The organism is Phaeobacter sp. G2 (genome assembly GCA_025163595.1).
In the GTDB taxonomy this organism is placed as follows: Bacteria; Pseudomonadota; Alphaproteobacteria; order Rhodobacterales; family Rhodobacteraceae; genus Pseudophaeobacter.
In genome coordinates this window covers 2,933,684-2,952,812 of record CP104100.1, presented here as the reverse complement: position 1 = coordinate 2,952,812, position 19,129 = coordinate 2,933,684, and the positions used below count along the sequence as shown (strand labels likewise).

At 59.8% G+C, this 19,129-nt stretch carries 19 protein-coding genes and 1 tRNA gene; 11 read left to right on the top strand and 9 right to left on the bottom strand.

Going from position 1 to position 19,129, the window contains the following annotated elements; all coding sequences use genetic code 11:
• Positions 1 to 122: 122 nt before the first annotated feature.
• Positions 123 to 929, bottom strand: a complete 807-nt coding sequence (gene xth / locus N1037_13965) for an exodeoxyribonuclease III (protein UWS78376.1) — start codon at positions 927 to 929, stop codon at positions 123 to 125.
• Positions 930 to 1,295: 366 nt separating this feature from the next.
• Between xth and N1037_13960 the strand changes: the two genes are divergently transcribed.
• The 3 genes from N1037_13960 (at position 1,296) to N1037_13950 (ending at position 3,933) form a co-directional block, all read left to right on the top strand.
• On the top strand, positions 1,296 to 1,607 hold the full coding sequence (locus tag N1037_13960) for a hypothetical protein (protein ID UWS78375.1): 312 nt from the start codon (positions 1,296 to 1,298) through the stop codon (positions 1,605 to 1,607).
• A gap of 104 nt (positions 1,608 to 1,711) precedes the next feature.
• Positions 1,712 to 2,929: a hypothetical protein gene (locus N1037_13955; GenBank protein ID UWS78374.1), complete on the top strand. Its 1,218-nt coding sequence runs from the start codon at positions 1,712 to 1,714 to the stop codon at positions 2,927 to 2,929.
• A complete protein-coding gene (locus tag N1037_13950) occupies positions 2,926 to 3,933 on the top strand; it encodes a DMT family transporter (protein UWS78373.1) in 1,008 nt (335 codons plus the stop codon). The genes N1037_13955 and N1037_13950 overlap by 4 nt, the downstream gene beginning before the upstream one ends.
• A gap of 71 nt (positions 3,934 to 4,004) precedes the next feature.
• Here the strand turns inward: N1037_13950 and N1037_13945 are convergent, their stop codons facing one another.
• Positions 4,005 to 4,328 carry an iron-sulfur cluster assembly accessory protein gene (locus N1037_13945; GenBank protein UWS78372.1) on the bottom strand — a complete coding sequence of 108 codons (324 nt, stop codon included), beginning with the start codon at positions 4,326 to 4,328 and terminating at the stop codon, positions 4,005 to 4,007.
• A gap of 90 nt (positions 4,329 to 4,418) precedes the next feature.
• Between N1037_13945 and N1037_13940 the strand changes: the two genes are divergently transcribed.
• The 8 genes from N1037_13940 to N1037_13905 all read left to right on the top strand — a co-directional run bounded on the left by N1037_13940 (position 4,419) and on the right by N1037_13905 (position 12,482).
• Positions 4,419 to 5,570, top strand: coding sequence for a deoxyguanosinetriphosphate triphosphohydrolase (locus N1037_13940; GenBank protein ID UWS78371.1), 1,152 nt, complete (start codon positions 4,419 to 4,421; stop codon positions 5,568 to 5,570).
• Between the two features lie 133 nt (positions 5,571 to 5,703).
• Positions 5,704 to 6,000: a hypothetical protein gene (locus N1037_13935; protein UWS78370.1), complete on the top strand. Its 297-nt coding sequence runs from the start codon at positions 5,704 to 5,706 to the stop codon at positions 5,998 to 6,000.
• 164 nt (positions 6,001 to 6,164) lie between these two features.
• On the top strand, positions 6,165 to 7,910 hold the full coding sequence (argS, locus tag N1037_13930) for an arginine--tRNA ligase (protein ID UWS78369.1): 1,746 nt from the start codon (positions 6,165 to 6,167) through the stop codon (positions 7,908 to 7,910).
• 98 nt (positions 7,911 to 8,008) lie between these two features.
• A complete protein-coding gene (locus tag N1037_13925; GenBank protein ID UWS78368.1) occupies positions 8,009 to 9,634 on the top strand; it encodes an SPOR domain-containing protein in 1,626 nt (541 codons plus the stop codon).
• Complete coding sequence (nagZ, locus tag N1037_13920; protein UWS78367.1) at positions 9,610 to 10,638, top strand: beta-N-acetylhexosaminidase; 1,029 nt, start codon at positions 9,610 to 9,612, stop codon at positions 10,636 to 10,638. The genes N1037_13925 and nagZ overlap by 25 nt, the downstream gene beginning before the upstream one ends.
• On the top strand, positions 10,631 to 11,428 hold the full coding sequence (locus N1037_13915) for a segregation/condensation protein A (protein ID UWS78366.1): 798 nt from the start codon (positions 10,631 to 10,633) through the stop codon (positions 11,426 to 11,428). The genes nagZ and N1037_13915 overlap by 8 nt, the downstream gene beginning before the upstream one ends.
• Positions 11,428 to 12,105 (top strand): SMC-Scp complex subunit ScpB, encoded by a 678-nt coding sequence (gene scpB, locus N1037_13910; GenBank protein UWS78365.1) that lies wholly within the window; start codon positions 11,428 to 11,430, stop codon positions 12,103 to 12,105. Before N1037_13915 ends, scpB begins: the two co-directional genes overlap by 1 nt.
• Positions 12,106 to 12,260: 155 nt before the next feature.
• A complete protein-coding gene (locus N1037_13905; GenBank protein ID UWS78364.1) occupies positions 12,261 to 12,482 on the top strand; it encodes a hypothetical protein in 222 nt (73 codons plus the stop codon).
• Here N1037_13905 and N1037_13900 read toward each other — a convergent pair.
• From N1037_13900 to plsX, 7 genes are all read right to left on the bottom strand, one after another.
• Positions 12,448 to 13,659, bottom strand: a complete 1,212-nt coding sequence (locus tag N1037_13900; protein UWS78363.1) for an MFS transporter — start codon at positions 13,657 to 13,659, stop codon at positions 12,448 to 12,450. The genes N1037_13905 and N1037_13900 overlap by 35 nt on opposite strands.
• Before the next feature lie 175 nt (positions 13,660 to 13,834).
• Positions 13,835 to 14,914, bottom strand: a complete 1,080-nt coding sequence (locus tag N1037_13895) for a 2'-deoxycytidine 5'-triphosphate deaminase (GenBank protein ID UWS78362.1) — start codon at positions 14,912 to 14,914, stop codon at positions 13,835 to 13,837.
• A gap of 132 nt (positions 14,915 to 15,046) precedes the next feature.
• Positions 15,047 to 15,123, bottom strand: a tRNA-Pro gene (locus N1037_13890).
• A 76-nt stretch (positions 15,124 to 15,199) separates the two neighbouring features.
• Positions 15,200 to 16,495 carry a MerR family transcriptional regulator gene (locus tag N1037_13885; GenBank protein ID UWS78361.1) on the bottom strand — a complete coding sequence of 432 codons (1,296 nt, stop codon included), beginning with the start codon at positions 16,493 to 16,495 and terminating at the stop codon, positions 15,200 to 15,202.
• A gap of 132 nt (positions 16,496 to 16,627) precedes the next feature.
• A complete protein-coding gene (ihfA, locus tag N1037_13880; protein UWS78360.1) occupies positions 16,628 to 16,930 on the bottom strand; it encodes an integration host factor subunit alpha in 303 nt (100 codons plus the stop codon).
• A gap of 93 nt (positions 16,931 to 17,023) precedes the next feature.
• Positions 17,024 to 17,995 (bottom strand): ketoacyl-ACP synthase III, encoded by a 972-nt coding sequence (locus N1037_13875; protein ID UWS78359.1) that lies wholly within the window; start codon positions 17,993 to 17,995, stop codon positions 17,024 to 17,026.
• 20 nt (positions 17,996 to 18,015) lie between these two features.
• Entirely contained in the window at positions 18,016 to 19,122 is a 1,107-nt protein-coding gene (plsX, locus tag N1037_13870) for a phosphate acyltransferase PlsX (GenBank protein ID UWS78358.1), read from the bottom strand.
• Positions 19,123 to 19,129 lie beyond the last annotated feature (7 nt).

The following is a 19,129-nucleotide window of genomic DNA, read 5'->3' as shown; positions in this document are numbered from 1 at the left end:
CCCGGAGTTGGGCCGACAGGCGGCCCGGCCTCCCGTTGGGCCCGGCGCCGCGCTGGCGCGCGGCGCAAAATGATCCAGTTTGGTTGCTCAATCCCCGCGACCGGAGCGGGGATTGGGAGCGCTCAAAGGTCCAGCTCTACCCAGATCGGCACATGGTCGGAGGGTTTTTCGCGACCGCGGATTTCTTTGTCGATCTGACAATCCTGCAGCAGGTCTGCCGCCTGTGGGCTGAGCAGGAAATGGTCGATACGAATACCGTCGTCCCGGTTCCAGGCACCAGCCTGGTAATCCCAGAAGGAATAATGCCCCGGCCCCTGGTGCCGTGCCCGGAAGGCCTCGGTAAAGCCCAGGTTGACGATCCGCTGGTAGGCAGCGCGGCTTTCGGGGCGGTGCAATGCATCCTCCCGCCAGGCCTCGGGACGTTTGGCATCTTCAGCCTGAGGGATGATGTTGTAATCTCCTGCCATCAGAGCCGGCATTTCACTGTCCAGCAAATCCCGCGCACGGGCGTGCAGCCGCTCCATCCAGTCCAGCTTATAGGCGTATTTGCCCCCGGGCACAGGGCGGCCTTCGGGGGTGAGTTCAACTGGATTGCCATTGGGCAGGTAAAGGCCGCAAATGCGCAGGGCTTGCTTGCCGACAACGGTCGCTTCGATCCAGCGGGCCTGCAGGTCGGACTCATCGCCGGGCAAGCCCCGGCTTACGTCCTCCAGGGGCAGCTTTGACAGGATAGCGACCCCGTTAAAGCCTTTTTGACCGTGTGTTTCCACGGCATAGCCGCGATCTTCAAACAGCTCACGGGGGAAGGCCTCGTCGATGGATTTGATTTCCTGCAGCAGGACAACATCGGGATTGGCCTCATCCAGCCACTGGGGCAGAGCGGCGGCGCGGGCCTTGATGCCGTTGATATTGAAACTGGCGATCTTCATCTGCGTCTCCTGCCACTGCGGTTTGGGTGCTTTGGCTGATCTATCGCCCAATAGAGAGCCTGGAGCAAGAGGGGGAGAAAGGGCGAATCAGACTGTGGCTTTTTGGGAGATCTTAATAGCTGCTTTGCAGGGCTGCGGATTGCAATCCTGGCGGGAGGTGTATGTCTTGCATCTACATGGGTGTGGATAAAATGCCTGCCCGCATGGGGATTGATTTAGTTAACTGAAAAAGAACAGTTAAATCTGAATGAAAGTTAAGGTGAGTATCCTTTGACTGGCAACTTAAAATTGAAATACTCTGTTTTCAGACCGGAAATACCGTGCCAGCGTTTTGGGGTGACTACTCACAATTTAACGGAGGTTCCAATGACTGCTTTGCACAAAACTCACACGGCGACGTTCTCCTCGGCTTTGGCTGAGGTTGAGGCGGATACAAAAGGCGGCAGCCTGTTCTGCGGCGACGGGGCAGAGCTTTTCTCCTCTGGCTCGGCACCAAAAATACACAGCTGCTGGAGTGGCGAGAGCACCGCTCTGTTCTCCTCCGGTTCTGCACCTCAGGCGCGTGGGGATCTGGCCTCTGGGACGCTGGTGGAGCTGTTCTCTTCCGGGTCTGCGCCCACTGCAGAGGCAACTGTGGTGCGTGGTGATCTGTCAGGGTTGTTCTCTTCGGGCAGCTAACGGCAAAAACACGGCGCGCCTGAAGTGCGGGCGCGCCAGTCCCAGGACCGGCCCACATATGCGGCTGGATCTAGCCGAGGCAAAGACAGAAGGAAGAAACGACGATGGCGCAGATCCTGAGGTTTCCAAAAAGCAATTGGCCGCTGCGTCGCGCCGACTCCCTGTCTCACTTGATCGCGGCGGTATCCTGTCATCGCCACGCCCAGGAAGATGTCTATTGGTTGAAAGAAAACGCTGAACTGCTGAATGTGCTGGAGTGTACTGCGCAGGCCGCTGGTACGGGGGGCGCGGCAGGGCGACGCGACCTGGCTGGGATTGACCCAGCGGCGCTTGAGACGCTACGCGCCTTTTATGCTGGCGCGGACCGCCATCTTTGCTTTTTCCGCCAGTATTATAGGTTTGTTTTATCCATTTGTATGGATTTGGAAGATCTTGGCCTTGTTGACACGGAGCTTGGTGAGCCAGGCGATTTAGGCACGGGCTACATAGACACAGGCAATATACATGCAGGCCCGCTCAGTTCCACAGGACGGGGCGAAGCCCTGGCGGAGTGGGTGATGCAGCAGGATCTGCCAAGCCATGAAGTGTCCGACCTGCAACGCGCAGAGGCCCGCCGACTGGTGGCACGTCGTGGGCTGGTATTGGATTTTCCCGGACTGGACCAAAGGCTGCACGCCTTTGCCGACAATAGCGCCCAGTTTGCGGTACCCAACCGCAAGGCCGCTTATGAGCTTACACATATTGTGTTCTATCTGAGTGACTATGGGCGCAGGGCGCCAGAGCTTTCACCGGCCGCTGTTCAAAGTCTGACCCATGTCGGGCTGCTTGCCTTTCTGGATCAAGACGCTGACCTTCTGTCCGAGGTCTGTGTATCGCTGCGCTATTGTGGTGAAACGCCCTCGGCGATCTGGGAGGACTGGTTGACGCGGCACCATCAGGGATTTGCCTTGCTTGAGGCGGATAAAGCCGCTGCTCCGCCGCTGAGCCGGGACGATTATCACATGTATGTGGTCAGCAGCTGGCATCAGGCGCTCTGCGCGGGATCCTGTTTTGACGAAAGGATTCCCAAAGGCGCGCTGCGATTCCAACGCCCTGCCCAGCAGGGGGTGCTGCATCAGCTGTCGCAAGCGGTGTTTCAGGTCGGCGCACAAGCGGGAGACTGGCAGGCCTTGCGCGCGCAGATATCGGCCCGCTTGAGTGAAAGCACCTATGAGGTGCTCTGTGCCGCCGAGCGCAGCTCTGCTGGTTTTGAGACCTTCTTTGAGGCCTTTGCCCGCAGGGGCATCGCAGGTGGTCCAGTTGCGCGGGTTAAAAACGCATGAGGGGTATTTCAACGCCAGTTCTGGGTGCGATTATGATCGTGGGGTACACCGGCTTTATCTCTTCTGCGGATGGGATCATCAAACTTTTGTCAGGCGGCTATGAAGCGGCGCAGATCTATGTGCTCTCCGGGGGCGTGGTCGCTGCGCTGTCGGTCCTGGTCAACTGGCTGTGCCTGGTTCGAGACGACAAGCGCGCTGTGCCGTTCCTGCCACGTGATCACCTGCTGGGATGCAGGACGGGGGCAGGGGGGCAAACCCCATCCTTTGTAAGCCGTGCAAAACACCTGCTCGCAACATCCCTGCCGTGGCGAACGGCCTGCCCGCGTGCGATGGGCTTGCGAAGTCTGGGCGCCCTGCTGGGGGCCATTTGTTTTTTCTATGCGTTCCGCCTGCTGCCTTTTGCGCAGGTTTTCCTGTTTATTGGCCTGATGCCCTTGATGGCAGGGGTTATGTCCGGGCTGATCCTGAAAGAGCGGATCAGTGCTGCGGCCTGGATTGCCCTGGGGATGGGCTTTGTTGGGGTGCTGTTTTTGTTTCCCAGCGGTGTTTCCTCAATCAAAGGGGGACATGTTCTGGCTTTGTCGGGGGCGGCTTGGGGGACGTTTTCGATGGTACTGGCGCGCTATATCAGCCGCTATGATAACAACCTGTTGCCACAGGTTTTTTATCCCAATCTAGTGCTTTGCCTTGCGTTGGTGCCGCTGCTGCCCTTTGTCTGGCAGCCGATGCCCCTTGCAGATATGGGATGGGCCTTGGGCTATGCCGTGCTGCTGTTTGTCGCCCGCTGGTTGGCAGTGGCGGCCCTGCGCCTGCTGCCTGCCTATGTGGTCACACCTTTGATGAATTTGCAATTTGTCTGGATGCTGACAATCGGGGCTTGGGTGTTTGGCGAAATGCCGAACCAGGGCACCTGGATTGGCGGCCTTATCGTGATTGGCTCTGGCCTGTTCCTGCTGCGGGGGCAGGTGGTGCAGCCCGGTGTCAGGCAGCGGGTGGCTGCCTAACAAAGTCCCCTTGCCACGCTGCGCAACCGCGCAGCAGCAGCGCGCCTGGTGAGGCGATCACGCGGTGGCTGTTACATCGAAAATGAGGTGCCGCAGCCGCAGCTGGACGAGGCATTTGGGTTCTCGATGGTGAACCGCGCGCCAATCAGCTCTTCGGTGAAATCAATTACGGCGTTTTCCAAAAAGGGCAGCGATACGGTATCAACCACGACTTTTTCGCCCTGACCTTCAAGCACCAGATCATCTTTGCTGGGGGTATCAAGGCCGATCTCATACTGAAAACCAGAGCAGCCGCCGCCTTCGACAGCAATCCGCAGCGCCTGGCCTTGGGTTGCGGCGCCAATTTCGGTCAGGCGGGCAAAGGCCCGTTCGGTCACTTTTGGTGGCAGGTTCATGTGGTGTCTCCCGGTGCTGTATTGCAGCGCATTCCATTATATAGAAAGGTGCGACCCAGACGACAAGATTTAACGGGAGAAAGATTAGTCATGCATGCCTCTTTTGCCACCAAGCCGGATCAAAGCCGGGGCAGACTGATCTCTGAGGAGGAAAGCAGTTTTCGCTCTCCCTATCAGCGCGACAGGGATCGCATCATCCATGCCAGCGCCTTTCGGCGCCTGAAACACAAAACCCAGGTCTTTGTTGAGCACGAAGGGGATAACTATCGCACCCGGTTGACCCATTCGATCGAGGTCGGCCAGGTGGGGCGCACAATTGCTGCGGCCCTGGGGCTGAACCAGGAACTGACCGAGGCCGTGGCGCTGGCCCATGATCTGGGCCACACGCCCTTTGGCCATACCGGCGAAGATGCGCTGCATGCGCTGATGCAGCCCTATGGTGGCTTTGATCACAACGCCCAGGCGATCCGCATTGTCACCTGTCTGGAGCGTCACTATGCCGAATTTGATGGGCTGAACCTGACCTGGGAAACGCTTGAAGCCATTGCAAAGCACAATGGGCCGGTGGTGGGCGAGCTGCCCTGGGCCTTGGCCGAATGCAACGCTGCGATGGATCTGGAGCTGCATACCCATGCCAGCGCCGAGGCCCAGGTGGCGGCCCTGGCGGATGATATTGCCTATAACAATCACGACCTGCACGATGGGCTGCGCGCTGGGCTGTTTTCAGATGCGGATATTGCCCATCTGCCAATCATTGCTGCCGCCTATCATCAGGTCGATCAGAAATACCCCGGGCTTGACGGCCTGCGCCGCCGTCACGAGGCCCTGCGCCGGGTTTTTGGCGTCATGGTTGGGGATGTGATTGATACAACCCGCAAAAACCTGCGTGAGAGCGGCGTTCAAAGCGTCGAAGAGGTGCGTGCCCTGGGGCACCCGGTGGTGGCCTTTTCGCCTGATCTGTGGCGGGATTTGAAAGAGATCCGCGCCTTTTTGTTCCGCCACATGTACCGCGCCCCCTCGGTGATGGAGGTGCGCACTCAAATGGCAGAAATTGTTGCGGCGCTGTTTCCTTACTTTCTGGCCAATCCGCTACAGATGCCGGAGCGATGGCATGAGGAGATCACCGCCGCTGCGGATCAGACGGCGCTGGCGCGGATTACCTCGGACTATATCGCAGGTATGACGGACCGGTTTGCGCTGCAACTGCACGAGCAGCTGACCCGCGAGGGCAAGCTGGCCTAGTAGCCGCAAAAGGGGCACTGGGGAGACAAGGCACAAGGCGCTGGCTTTAACAGTGGAAAAATCTGGCCCTATGATCTGGCGCTGACAGGCCGTTTTTTATGGCGAGATCACAGAGCAAAGGTCGGCGCGCGCGATGAAACACTGGACTGTTACCTTTCAGGACGCTTCTGAAATGGCCCGTATCCGGGGGGATAAACCCCGCCGTCTTGCCCATATTGCCTTTGTGCGCAGTCGCCCAGAGCTGAACATTGGCGGGCCGCTGGCCCTGCAACCGATGCAGGACTTTCCCGGTGCCATCTGGACTGTGCAGGCGGATACCCGGGCGGATGTGGAACGCTTGATCCTGTCGGATCCCTATTATGTCGCCTCTTTGCGGCGCTACAAAATCAGCGCCTGGGGCGATGCCCCTGTGGGTCAAGTGGCGTTTTGAGGGCGGGGCCGCTTTGATCGCAGGGCGCAGGGCGCAGGGCTTTGGACAAAGATGCGCCTATTGTGCCCTGTTGCAGCGGCTGTGGGCTGGTCTTGCGCCACAGAATGGTTGACCATTGAGCTAGGCATGATAAGCCGCAAAGTCGAACCAATGGGACGCCAGAGATGAACCTTTTTTCCGATATCCGCGCGCTTGTCATCGACAGCCTCACTGCCATGACCGTTGAGGGCGCATTGCCCGAGGGGCTCAACTTTGCAAATGTCGCGGTTGAGCCACCGCGCGATGCGGCCCATGGAGATATGGCCACCAATGCCGCCATGGTGTTGGCCAAACCGGCTAAGATGAAGCCCCGCGATATTGCCGATGCGCTGGCCGCCAAACTGGCAGAGGACACACGGATCAGCTCGGCAGAGGTGGCAGGCCCTGGGTTTTTGAACCTGCGGCTGGCGCCGGTTGTTTGGCAGGGCGTGCTGGGGGCGGTTCTGGGGGCCGGGACGGACTATGGCCGTGCCAATCTGGGGCAGGGGAAAAAGGTCAACGTCGAATATGTTTCGGCCAACCCTACCGGGCCTTTGCATGTGGGCCATACCCGTGGCGCGGTCTTTGGCGACGCGCTGGCCTCCCTGCTGGGCTATGCTGGCTATGACGTCACCCGGGAATACTATATCAACGATGGCGGTGGTCAGGTCGATGTGCTGGCGCGTTCGGTCTATCTGCGCTACCAGGAGGCCCACGGTCAGGAGGTCGCCTTTGCCGATGGCACCTATCCTGGCGACTATCTGGTACCGGTTGGTCAGGCCCTGAAGGACAAGGTTGGCGATGCCTATGTGGACCAGCCCGAGGACGTCTGGCTGGCGGATGTGCGGGAATTCTCCACCGATGCGATGATGGCGCTGATCCGCGAAGATCTGGCAATGCTGGGCATCAAGATGGATGTGTTCTATTCGGAAAAATCCCTCTACGGCACCGGTAAGATCGAGGCCGCCCTGGCAGAGCTGGAAAGCAAGGGCCTGATCTATCAGGGTGTGCTGGAGCCACCAAAAGGCAAAAAGCCAGACGATTGGGAGCCACGCGAGCAGACCCTGTTCAAATCCACCGACCATGGGGATGATGTGGACCGGGCGGTGAAAAAATCGGACGGGGCCTGGACCTATTTTGCCCCGGATATTGCCTATCACTACGACAAGATCAGCCGTGGCTTTGATGAGCTGATCGACGTGTTGGGCGCCGATCACGGGGGCTATGTCAAGCGGATGAAGGCGGCTGTCTCGGCCTTGTCGGACGGCAAAGTGCCACTGGATATTAAGCTGTGCCAGCTGGTGAAGCTGTTCAAGGATGGCCAGGAATTCAAGATGTCGAAACGGGCAGGCACCTTTGTCACCCTGCGCGATGTGGTTGATGCGGTTGGCCCGGATGTCACCCGCTTTATGCTGCTCACCCGTAAAAACGACCAGGGCTTTGATTTTGATCTGGATAAGGCGCTGGAGCAATCCAAGGATAATCCGATCTTCTACGTGCAATACGCCAATGCGCGGATCTGTTCGACCCTGCGCAAGGCAGAGGAAGCCGGGATCGCCACCAGTGATCCGGTCCTTGCCGCTGCAGATCTGGCCGAGGTGTCACACCCGGCGCAGCTGGCAGTGATCAAAAAGCTGGCAGAATGGCCACGTCAGATTGAAATTGCCGCCCGCACAAACGAGCCACACCGGGTCGCCTTTTATCTCTATGATCTCGCCTCTGAGCTGCATGGTCTGTACCACCTTGGCAAAACTGAGTTTGGTTTACGTTTTGTTAACGAGAGCAGCGAAACGGCAACACATGCCAATTTGGCGCTGGCGCGCAGCGTTTCCATTGTTATTTCCGCCGGTCTTGGTATTCTAGGGGTGAAACCGGCGCAGGAGATGCGGTAAAAAACCGCGCACAACCGCCGGACTGAGGCAGTTCAAGAGACCCAAAGCAGTCAGGTGAGATGTATCTCGCCTGACTCTCAAGGGCAGTAAGGCGGATTATGGCGTATTTTGCGCAGGCGGGCTCTCATCAGCCCCATTCCCATAATGACTCCCGGAATGAGGGAGCTTCTGATCACTTTGGACAGGGGGGCGCCAGTCAAAACGCCTCTGGCCCCACCGTCGCTGGCCCCAAGGTTACAGTGAACCCACATGTGACAGCGCGTGCCTTTGCGCCCGGGCAGCCACAGGCTGCGCCGCAAGCCGCGCCGCGCAAGGTGAGCCCGTTTCCGGCGGAAGGGCCGGATCTCTACGCCAATTATCAGCCACGTGCCTCAGAGGATGAGACCGCCGCTGCGCCAATTGCCTTTGCTGCGCCAGCCGCAACGGCGCCGCTGCAGCAGGCCAAGCTGCAGGACTATGTGAGCGAAGATTATGGCGTTCCCGGGATTGGCACACAGGACTATACTGCGCAGACCTTTGGTGGCGACACCTACGCCAACGATCCTCAGCCGGTGCAGTCCTCTGGCGCAACGGTGTATGGCGGGCAGGAAAATATCGCTCAAGACCATGCACCTGAGGGCACCTACGGCGCGGCCTATGGCGGCGCTGCAGCGCAGAGCTATGGCTATGAGCCGCAAGAGGGTGCTGCAGACTATCGCTATGATGACGACAGCAGCTATGCGACGCCCGGCACGTCCCCCAGCGCGACCACAGGCCTGGCACGGGTCACTGGCCTGGTGGGCGCAACTGCCTCTTTGGCGCTGGTGGTCGGGCTGGGTCTTTGGGGTTATCAGCTGGTCATGCGGGACGTCAGCGGCGTTCCCGTTGTCCGCGCTGTCGAAGGACCAATGCGGGCGCAACCGGAAAATCCAGGCGGCAGTCAGGCGGATCATCAGGGGCTTTCGGTGAATTCCGTTGCGGCCAATGGAACTGCCGAAGCACCAGCCGAACGCTTGACCCTGGCGCCGCAGCCAATTCAACTGGCTCAGGATGATCAGCCCATGTCGCGCCTCACAGCTCCGCAGGCAGATGTGTCGCCGCAGGTGATCAACCCGACGGGCCAGCCGGACCAGACGGGCCAAACTGCCACGGCACAGATCTCTGAGGCCTCGGTGGCCGCCTATCGCAATGGCGACATCGACGCTTTGGTGGCTGAACTCACCGAGGGGGTCACCCCCCTTGATCCGACGCAGGATCAATCGGCTTCGCAGCCCACAGTAGCGCCGGTAATCGTACAGCCTGAGCCGATGCAACCTGTTGAAATCGCAGCGATTGGTGCGACAACCGCGCCCTCTTCTGCGCTGCTCAATGCGCCCGGAGTCAAGATCTCTTTGCGTCCGAACCTAAGGCCAGCACGCTTTAGTCCGGCTGTTGCACAGACCTCTCCCGGCAGTGGCCGGGCGACGCTCGAAGTTGATCCGAATAGTCTTCCGGCTGGAACTCGACTGGCACAATTGGGCGCCTATGAAAGCGCCGAAGTGGCCCGTGCGGAATGGGATCGCATTTACAGCCGTTTTGAGGACTATCTGGAGGGGAAAACCCGTGTCATCCAGCGGGCCGAAAGTGGTGGGCGGACCTTCTATCGCTTGCGGGCCATGGGCTTTGACGGGCTGTCGGATGCGCGCCGGTTCTGCTCGACTTTGGTTGCCGGCAAGGCGGATTGCATTCCGGTGACAACACGGTGACGGCCTGTGGCGCCACAATTTTAGATGCCGAAGGTCTGGTTCTGAGTGCCGAAGAGAAAGCGTTCTTTCGGCAGGCGAACCCTTTTGGCTTTATCCTCTTTGCTCGCAATATTGACAGCGCTGACCAAACGCGCGCGCTCTGTGCTGAGCTGCGCGAAGCCGTTGGCCGTAACTGTTTGATCACCATTGACCAGGAGGGAGGCCGGGTCCAGCGCCTGCGCAGCCCGCTGGCGCGCGACTGGATGTCGCCGCTGGACCATGTGACACAGGCTGGCGCACAGGCTGAGCGCGCCATGTACCTGCGCTATCGCCTGATCGCGCAGGAGCTGCTGGATCTTGGGATCGACAGCAATTGCGCGCCGGTTGGTGATCTGGTGACATCAGACACCCATGATTTTTTGAAAAACCGCTGCTATGGTGACAGCCTTGAACAGGTGATTTCGCTGGCCCGCGTAACGGCGCAGGCGCATCTGGATGGCGGCGTGCTGCCGGTGTTGAAACACATTCCGGGCCATGGGCGCGCAACTGTGGATAGCCATAAGGACCTGCCGTTTGTCTCGGCGCCACTGGATACGCTGCGGGCGCAGGATTTTGCGGTGTTTGAACAACTGAACGACCTGCCCATCGGCATGACGGCGCATCTGGTCTACGGCGCACTGGATGCGCTGCCAGCGACCATTTCCAAGAGTGTCATGGCAATGATCCGCAATGAGATCGGCTTTGATGGGCTGATGATGACCGATGATATTTCGATGAAGGCCTTGTCCGGCACCCCTGCACAAAACGCGGCAGCGGCCCGGGAAGCGGGCTGTGATCTGGTGCTCTATTGTAATGCCACGCTGAGCGATCGTCGTGCCATGGCCGAGGCCGCAGGGGCAATGGATGCGGCAGGTCTGGCCCGGGCTGAAGCGGCCTTGGCGCAGCGACAGTCCCCCAGCCCGCTTGACACCGCCGCAGCGGAGGTCGAACTTACCGCCTTGATGGGCGGAAAGGTCTATGTCTGAGCAAAACCTGTTTCACGAAGTCACCGCGCAGTCCGTCGAAGAGCGGCTGGCAGCGGAGGCGCTGATTGTTGATGTCGACGGCTTTGAAGGGCCGCTCGATTTATTGCTGACACTCTCGCGGACGCAAAAGGTTGATTTGCGCCGGATCTCGGTGCTGGAACTGGCACGGCAGTATCTGACCTTTGTGGAACACGCCAAGGAGCTGCGCATTGAGCTGGCGGCGGATTACCTGGTGATGGCGGCCTGGCTGGCCTATCTTAAATCGCGCCTGTTGCTGCCCCCTGATCCCACCGAAGATGGTCCATCCGGGGCGGAGCTTGCGGCGCATCTGGCCTTTCAGTTGGAACGGTTGCAGGCGATGCGTGATGCCGCCGCCCGGCTGATGGGGCGCGACCAGATGGGGCGTGACTTTTTTGTACGTGGCCAGGATGAAAACATCCAGCGGATCAGGACGGTGACCTATTCCGCCAATCTGTTGGACCTGATGCAGGGCTATGCCCGGATCCGCACCAAGGATGATTTCCGCCCCTTTGTGATGGACCGCGACAGCGTTTTCACCATGGAAGAGGCACTGGAGCGCATGCGGGCTTTGATCGGCTTTACAGGCAGTTGGACAGATATGCTCAGCTATCTGCCGGATGGCTGGCATAAGGATCCGGTAAAGCGGCGTTCGGCCACGGCCGCCACTTTTGCGGCCTCTTTGCAGCTGGTCAAGGAAGGGCGGCTTGAAATCCGCCAGAACGAGAATTTTGCGCCCATTCAACTGCGCAGCCTAGACGAGGAAAGCTGATGCAGCCCCCCCATAGCGCCCCCCCCGCCAGTGATCCGCAAAGCGACAGCGACAGCCTGTTTGATGCCCCGCCCATTGCCGAACAAGAACGCATGGTCGAAGCGGTGCTCTTTGCCAGTGCCACGCCGGTAACCCTGCGTGATCTGGAAGGGCGGATGCCCCATGGCTGCAACCCGGCGGCCGCACTGGAGCATCTGCGCAAACGCTACGAGGGGCGCGGAGTTCGGGTGGTGCAGGTCGGCGAGGCCTGGGCTATGCGCACCGCGCCTGACCTTGGCTTTCTGATGCAAAAAGAGATCGTCGAAACCCGCAAGCTGAGCCGCGCCGCAATCGAGACCCTGGCAATTATTGCCTATCACCAGCCGGTGACACGAGCCGAGATTGAGGAAATCCGTGGTGTTTCGGTGTCGCGCGGTACAGTGGATCAGCTGCTGGAGATGGAATGGATTCGCATTGGGCGGCGGCGGATGACGCCGGGGCGACCAGTGACCTTTGTGGTTACGCCGGTGTTTCTGGACCATTTTGGGCTGGAAAGCGCCCGCGACCTGCCGGGGCTGAAAGAGCTGCGCGCCGCTGGCCTGTTGGAGAACAGACCGCCTCCGGGCAGCCTGCCAATGGGGCAGGGCGGTGAGGACGACGAAGAGGTCGGCGATCAACCCGAACTGTTTGGCGATTAGGCCGACCCCAGCTTTGGGTGCGCGGCGGCCTTAACGGGGGGCATCTATCTGTCAAGGAATTGCCCAATTCTGCTGCTAGAAGCTGCGGTTGTGATGTTATTGGCAATGGAGCGCTGCCCTGGGCAATTGATGCTTCTGGCTTTGGGAGAAACGTGATGAACCTTGATATGATAATAAAAATGGTGATGCGGCGTTTGCTGGGCAAGGCCGTAAATGCGGGGGTCGATGCCGGGCTTGGTGCTTTGTCTGGGCGAAAATCACGCGGCTCTGATCGCAGCAAACCGGGGGCAGAAACCCCGGCTGAGGCGGAAGCCCGCGCCGAACGGGAGCGTATCCGTGCTATCAGACAGGCGCGTCGGGCGAAACGGGATCAATAGGACCAAGCTCAGGGCCTTTGCGTAGGCTTATTGCGGCTTCGACGGCCTCGATAAGGCAGAGGAGTGCCGAAAGCGCCAGGCATCCCTTGAGCCCCCACAGAGGAAAGAGCAGAGCGCCCGCAAAAGGGGCGGCAAAGACGCAGAGATAAGTGATGGTGCTATAAAGCCCCATAATGGCGCCGCGTTGTTCAGGATCCAAACTGGTAAGCCTCGCCACCAGAAGGTTGAGGCCGAGGTGCTGAAAAATGCCCCAGACCAGTGCAAAAACCAGCAGCAATGGGTAGGTTCCGGCAACGCTGAGCATCACCAGATAGGTGAGGGCGATCAGCACAAAGACAGGCGGGGTGGCACGGGGTAACCCCAGCCGGTCCAGCAGCGGATCAAACATCACAGCCAAGCCAAAGCCAATACCGTAAAACAGTGGCAACAACCCCGCCTGGGCGGTGCTTAGCTCCAGTGTGAGGGTGACATGAGCGCCGGTGAAAAAATAGGTGGTGTAAAAGCTGAGCATCAGCAGGCAGGAGGCCAGCAACCCGCGCCGAATGCCCGGCACCCGCAGTGCCGTCAGCGGGGAGCTGGCTTGCCCAGCCGAGTTGGACGTAATCTGACCCAGCCCTGCTGAGCTGAGCCAGAGAACCGCCGCCAGCAGCGCCAGGGCCAGATAGACCACCCGCCAGCCCGCCAGATCCGCCAGCCATGCGCTGAGGCTGACACCCAGCACCATAGACAGGGTCCATCCCGTCAACACCAGGCCAACAACGCGGGCTTCGCGCCCCTTTGGGGCAATCATCGCCGCCAGGGTGTAGATCGAGGGCAGGGCGGCGCCTCCTGCCAGACCACAGAAAACCTGCGCTGCTATCAAGCCCCAAAGCCCCGGCGCTGCCGCACTGGTGCCCAGCCCAAGAACCAGCACCAGCAGGGCAATGCGCAAAAGCCGCCCCGCTCCGATTCGGTCGCCCATCGGGGCCAGGGTGAGGGCCGCCGCCGCAACGCCAAGCCCATAGGCGCTGGCAGCCTGCATGACCCGGGCCGGATCAGTGCCCAGATCATTACCCACAGCCAGAACCAGCGGCGACAAAAGCAGCGAGTTTGAGCCGACAATGCCAATTGCGCTCATCAAGATCAGGATCGAGGCCCAAAGCGGTTGCTGCAGCGGCGGAGAGGATAGCGGTGGCATATGGTGCACCTTTTGCGCGGGGTATTACGCTGCTCCTAGCCTCAGCGCCTCTGGAAGGAAAGCCCAGGCTGCAAGCTGCGTCGCGTCATAGCCCGCTACGAGCTGCAAGAGGCCAGGCCTTCCTGGGGCGACAGGAGCAAGATTGGAAGCCGCCGCCACAACAAGGCCAAATCTATCAGCGCGGGGATTTGAAATGCTTGGACAGCTTCAGGCCCTGACCCTGGTAATTGGATGCAATGCCAGCCCCATACAGCTGCTCGGGCAGCGCGCTCATGCGCTCATAGACCAGGCGGCCGACCACCTGTCCGTGTTCCAGAACAAAGGGCGCCTCGTGGCAGCGTACCTCCAGCACCCCGCGCGAGCCGGTGCCGCCGGCGGCATCATGGCCAAAGCCGGGGTCAAAGAAGCCAGCGTAATGCACCCGGAATTCGCCCACCATGGCAAGATAGGGTGCCATCTCGGCCGCATAGGCCGGGGGGATCTGCACGGCTTCGCGGCTGACCAGAATATAGAAGGCGCCCGGATCCAGAATAATGCGGCCAGAGGTGCTGTGCACCTCCTCCCAATAGTCCTGCGGATCGTATTCACCGATCCGATCCAGATCAATCACCCCGGTGTGCGGTTTGGCACGGTAGCCCACCAGATCTGATCCGGGCAGACGCAGATCGACAGAGAAGCCCAGCCCGTCTTCGATCACGGCTGTACCGTCCACCAGGGGGCTTTGCTGGTGCAGATCGGCCAGTTCAGCATCGCTGAGAACGGCTTGTCCCCGGCGAAAACGGATCTGGTTCAGCCGCATCCCCGGACGCACCAGCACCGAAAAGGAGCGCGGGCAAATCTCGGCATAGAGCGGACCGCTGTAGCCGGGTTTGATCCGGTCAAATTCCACGCCGCCATCGGTGATGGTCCTGGTCAAAAGATCAAGGCGCCCGGTAGAGCTTTTGGCATTGGCCACTGCTGATACATCCTGGGGCAGCGCCAGCCCCTCCATCAGCGGCACCAGATAGACGCAGCCCTTTTCCAGCACCGCGCCATCAGTCAAATCAATGCGATGCATTTCAAATTCGCTGATCCTGTCCGCGACACTGCAGTCCTGCCCCGCCAAAAAAGAGGCGCGGACACGGTAGGCAACGGTTCCAAGCCGCAGGTCAAGGCTGGCGGGTTGGACCTGCCCCTCGACCAGAGGCTGGGCCAGAGTGATCTCGCCACGTTGAAACATTTTTTCAATAGCTTGGCTGGGTAGAACGCCGGTCATGATCCATTATCCTCTGGCTACGCAATGCCGATATAGCAGACCGATAGCAGCTCTTTCGGGTTTTGGCAAAAGTTGCAAATAGCTGTGCCAAAAAGCAAAAAACCGTTTGAGTGAAAACACTCAAACGGTTTTTGGTCGGGCTAGCAGGACTCGAACCTGCGACCTTCCGTCCCCCAGACGGACGCGCTACCAGGCTGCGCCATAGCCCGCTGATGACGGGTTCTACTGTATTTCCCGGCAGGGGCAAGGGGGTATTTCCGGTTTTTTTCCGTGGCGGAGAATATTTTATCCCGCAGCGAGGATTGCGCGCAGCTCTGCAGCGCAGTTCGCAACATCCGCTGTAACATGGGCAGGCAGGCGAGAGGTCTGCGCAAGCAGAGAGAGCACGGGTCCCGCCTGGACGGAATGCGCCGCAATAGGCTCTGGCTGCTGCGCGGTATCTCCAGCTTGGGTTGGCTCGTTCTGCTCAAGAGGCGGCAATGGGGGCTGAGCGGGGTCTTCGAGCGGCTGGGCCTGGGAATGATCGGCTGCCACAGCGGCGGGGTGATTCTCTGGCTCCTGGGGCTCAGGCGCCTGTGCTGTGCTCTCTAGCGGCGCAGGCTCGGCCGGGGCAGCCGCGTTTGGCGCTGTATCTGCCGGGACAGTATCTGTCGGCACCGGGTCCGCCGCCGCCGTGTCGACGGGTGTCATATCGGCAGAAGGCATGTCATCCACCTGAGGCATGTCTACCGCTGGGGTATCTGGCTGTGGCGGTGTGGACGGCGTCTGGATCTGGGCGGCGGGGGCAAGCTCCGCAGGACCGTCGAGCTCCATATGCATCTGTTCGGGTTCTGAACCCACCAGCTCGGCGGTGGGCGGCACCAAATCAACCTCAGGAGACGGATCTGGGTCAACGGGATCTGTTTGCGGCAGCAGTTCTCCCCCGAACTCGGATGGGCTGTCGGCAGCGGGGGCCGCAGCTTCAGCTCCGGCAGCCAAGTCAGAAGCCTGCTCTGCCGCGTGGGATGATTCGCTCTCAAGGGGGGCATAGGTCTCATCCGCGAGGGGGGGCGTTCCGGTGCCGGGGTCAACGGTGCGTGCCAGGGGGGGCTCGACAGCGGTTGGGCTGGCCGATGCCACAGATTTTTTGTCGCTCAATCCCGGCGGTTTCTGGTACTTCCGAGCGGTATCTTCGTCCGTCTCTTCCTTAACAGGGGACGAGGATATGGCGTGTTGCGGGTCTGGTGCCGAAGCCCCCGTTCGCGCAGCCCCCTTGGGGAGGGGCGGGGAATCCGCCAAAACATTATCTGATGGCGGCCCATCTGACTCCAGGTCATGGGACAGCTGGCTCACATGGGCGATGCCAAGATCCCGCAGAATCGCCTGCACCTCTTTGATCGACAGCCCGTCTTTGTGCAGAAGCTTCCTGATCCCGCCCAGCAGAAGCATATCCGCGGGTCGGTAATAGCGCCGACCACCCGCCCGTTTTACCGGTTTGATCTGGGTAAATTTGCTTTCCCAAAAGCGCAGAACATGAGCCTGCACGCCGAGCCAGTCCGCGACTTCGCTGATGGTGCGAAAGGCGTCTGCTGATTTTGACATCTTTTTAGTTCCAATGATCATGCTCTGGGAAGAGCTTTGGTGGCTGGCCCAACCGAGGTGCCTTGGTCAGGCAGAGCCAGTCAGAGGGCAGGAAATGTGCAGACAAAGACGACCACAGGCAGGGAGGCCGCGTTATTTGCGGTTTCCGTCTGCGACCCGGTCTTTCATCAAATGGGAGGGGCGGAAGGTCAGAACGCGCCGGGGCTGGATCGGAACTTCTTCTCCGGTTTTGGGGTTCCGGCCAACACGAGCAGATTTGTCGCGGACACTAAAGGTGCCAAAAGACGAGATTTTTACTTGCTCACCCATCACGAGGGCATCAGACATGTGCTGTAACATGCTCTCTACCAGCTGGGCGCTTTCGTTTCGAGACAGGCCGACTTCACGAAAGACAGCTTCGCTCAGATCCATGCGTGTAAGAGTTTTTTCGCTCATGCTAAATCCCCGTTGTTTCTCAAATCATAGGGGCAGGGGAATTTCCCTGTCAATATCAATGAATTGCAAGAGCCCTGTTTCCTAGCATCGTAGCTACCAGCGCAACACTACCGCACCCCAGGCCAGACCGCCGCCAATAGCTTCGGTGACAATCAGGTCGCCGGGCTTGATTTGGCCGCGTGCCTTGCCCACCGACAGCGCCAGCGGGATCGAGGCGGCAGAGGTGTTGCCGTGATCCTGAACCGTCACAACCACGTTGTCCATCGACAGGCCCATCTTTTTGGCAGTGCCTTGAATGATGCGGATATTGGCCTGGTGCGGCACGATCCAATCGACGTCAGCGGTGGTGAGTTCGGCACGTTCCAGCGCGGTATTGGCGGTTTTTGCCAGTTTTTCCACAGCATGGCGGAACACCTGGTTGCCCTGCATGCGCAGATGGCCGGTATTCTGGGTGGCAACGCCGCCATCTACATAAAGCAGATCTTTGTAGCGACCGTCAGAATTGAGGTCGGTGGCAAGAATGCCGCGATCGTCTTTGCTGCCGTTCTGGGTCTGGGCTTCGAGCACAAGTGCGCCCGCCCCGTCGCCAAACAAAACGCAGGTCGATCTGTCGGTCCAATCCATGATGCGGCTAAAGGTTTCCGAGCCGATCACCAGCACGCGCTCGGCCTGGCCGGACAGAATCAGCGCATTGGCGTTGGTCAGGGCATAGACAAAACCGGCGCAAACCGCCTGGACGTCAAAGGCAAAGCCATTGGTCATGCCCAGATTGGCCTGCACCATTGTTGCGGCAGAGGGGAAGGTCAGATCAGCGGTGGAGGTGGCCAGAACAATGGCGTCGATATCTTTGGCGTCCAGCCCGGCGTCTTTTAGCGCCGCCAGGGCGGCTGCAGTTGCCATTTCAGAGGTGGTTTCCCCCTCGGCGGCAAAATGGCGCCGCTCAATCCCCGAGCGCGACCGGATCCATTCGTCGCTGGTTTCCAATGAGGCTTCGAATTCCGCGTTTTCCACCACCCGCTTGGGGAGATAATGTCCTGTGCCAACCACTACTGCACGTCGCGTCATTCTATGCCTGCCTTTTGGAGTTATTTGGTGGGATGCTCAGCATCCTGGGGATCTGCGTCATTTTGGGTAAGCTCGACGACAGATGCAACCCGTGCTGCGAGCTTTTCAGCAAAGCCTTGTTCGGCCAGCAAGAAGGCGAGTTTAACCGCCGCCGAGATGCCGGTCGCATCGGCACCACCGTGGGATTTGACCACCGTGCCATTCAAACCCAGGAACACGCCACCGTTGACCCGTCGCGGGTCAATGCGTTTTGCAAGGCGCGACAGCGATGTATAGGCCAAAATCGCTGCAATGCGAGAAAGGACCGAGTATTCAAAGGCTTCCCGCAGGGTGGTGCGCAACATGCTGGCCGTGCCTTCGCCGGTCTTGATGGCAACATTCCCAGTGAACCCATCGGTCACGATCAGGTCAACCGCATCTCCGGGGATGTCGCTGCCTTCCACAAAACCAACAAATTCATAATCTGCTTTTTCCGCCTGTGCCGCGATCAGCGTATGGGCCTCTTTCAGCTCGGCGTGGCCTTTGTGGGCCTCGGTGCCAACATTGAGCAGGCCGACACGAGGACGGCGGATATTCATGGAGTTGCGCACGTAAGAGGTGCCCATGAGGGCGTATTGCAACAGATCCTGGGCATCGGCGCGCACATCGGCGCCAACGTCCAGCATCACGTTAAATCCCTGCGGATTGCGTGAGGGCCAGAGAATCGCAATGGCCGGACGGTTCACGCCGGGCATTTTGCGCAGGCGCAGCATCGACAGGGCCATCAAGGCACCGGTGTTGCCGCAGGACACGGCGCCGGCGGCCTCGCCCTTATTGACCGCATCCAGAGTGGACCACATCGAGGTGCCCTTGCCATTGCGCATGACCTGGCTGGGCTTGTCGTCCATGGTGACAACCTTCTGGGAGTCGCGTATTTCCACGCGCCCGTCCAGAATGCGGCGCTTGGCCACCAGCTGGGCCAGTTCTTCGGCAGGGCCATGCAGCAAGAAACCCAGCTGCGGGTTCTTCTTTGCAGACATGGCAAGACCGGCCACTACAACAGCAGGGCCGGCGTCTCCGCCCATGGCGTCAACCGAGATCACAATGCGGTCGGATTTTGTCACTGATTGATCGGGTTTACCCGTCATGCAAAAA

Excerpts from the sequence above, each read along its gene's own strand:
- N1037_13960 (UWS78375.1), top strand. The coding sequence starts at position 1,296 with ATGACTGCTTTGCACAAAACTCACACGGCGACGTTCTCCTCGGCTTTG.
- N1037_13905 (UWS78364.1), top strand. The coding sequence starts at position 12,261 with ATGAACCTTGATATGATAATAAAAATGGTGATGCGGCGTTTGCTGGGC.
- N1037_13925 (UWS78368.1), top strand. The coding sequence starts at position 8,009 with ATGGCGTATTTTGCGCAGGCGGGCTCTCATCAGCCCCATTCCCATAAT.
- N1037_13945 (UWS78372.1), bottom strand. The coding sequence starts at position 4,328 with ATGAACCTGCCACCAAAAGTGACCGAACGGGCCTTTGCCCGCCTGACC.
- N1037_13935 (UWS78370.1), top strand. The coding sequence starts at position 5,704 with ATGAAACACTGGACTGTTACCTTTCAGGACGCTTCTGAAATGGCCCGT.
- N1037_13955 (UWS78374.1), top strand. The coding sequence starts at position 1,712 with ATGGCGCAGATCCTGAGGTTTCCAAAAAGCAATTGGCCGCTGCGTCGC.
- N1037_13875 (UWS78359.1), bottom strand. The coding sequence starts at position 17,995 with ATGACGCGACGTGCAGTAGTGGTTGGCACAGGACATTATCTCCCCAAG.
- argS (UWS78369.1), top strand. The coding sequence starts at position 6,165 with ATGAACCTTTTTTCCGATATCCGCGCGCTTGTCATCGACAGCCTCACT.
- ihfA (UWS78360.1), bottom strand. The coding sequence starts at position 16,930 with ATGAGCGAAAAAACTCTTACACGCATGGATCTGAGCGAAGCTGTCTTT.
- N1037_13915 (UWS78366.1), top strand. The coding sequence starts at position 10,631 with ATGTCTGAGCAAAACCTGTTTCACGAAGTCACCGCGCAGTCCGTCGAA.
- N1037_13885 (UWS78361.1), bottom strand. The coding sequence starts at position 16,495 with ATGTCAAAATCAGCAGACGCCTTTCGCACCATCAGCGAAGTCGCGGAC.
- N1037_13950 (UWS78373.1), top strand. The coding sequence starts at position 2,926 with ATGAGGGGTATTTCAACGCCAGTTCTGGGTGCGATTATGATCGTGGGG.
- N1037_13895 (UWS78362.1), bottom strand. The coding sequence starts at position 14,914 with ATGACCGGCGTTCTACCCAGCCAAGCTATTGAAAAAATGTTTCAACGT.
- N1037_13940 (UWS78371.1), top strand. The coding sequence starts at position 4,419 with ATGCATGCCTCTTTTGCCACCAAGCCGGATCAAAGCCGGGGCAGACTG.
- plsX (UWS78358.1), bottom strand. The coding sequence starts at position 19,122 with ATGACGGGTAAACCCGATCAATCAGTGACAAAATCCGACCGCATTGTG.
- xth (UWS78376.1), bottom strand. The coding sequence starts at position 929 with ATGAAGATCGCCAGTTTCAATATCAACGGCATCAAGGCCCGCGCCGCC.
- N1037_13900 (UWS78363.1), bottom strand. The coding sequence starts at position 13,659 with ATGCCACCGCTATCCTCTCCGCCGCTGCAGCAACCGCTTTGGGCCTCG.
- scpB (UWS78365.1), top strand. The coding sequence starts at position 11,428 with ATGCAGCCCCCCCATAGCGCCCCCCCCGCCAGTGATCCGCAAAGCGAC.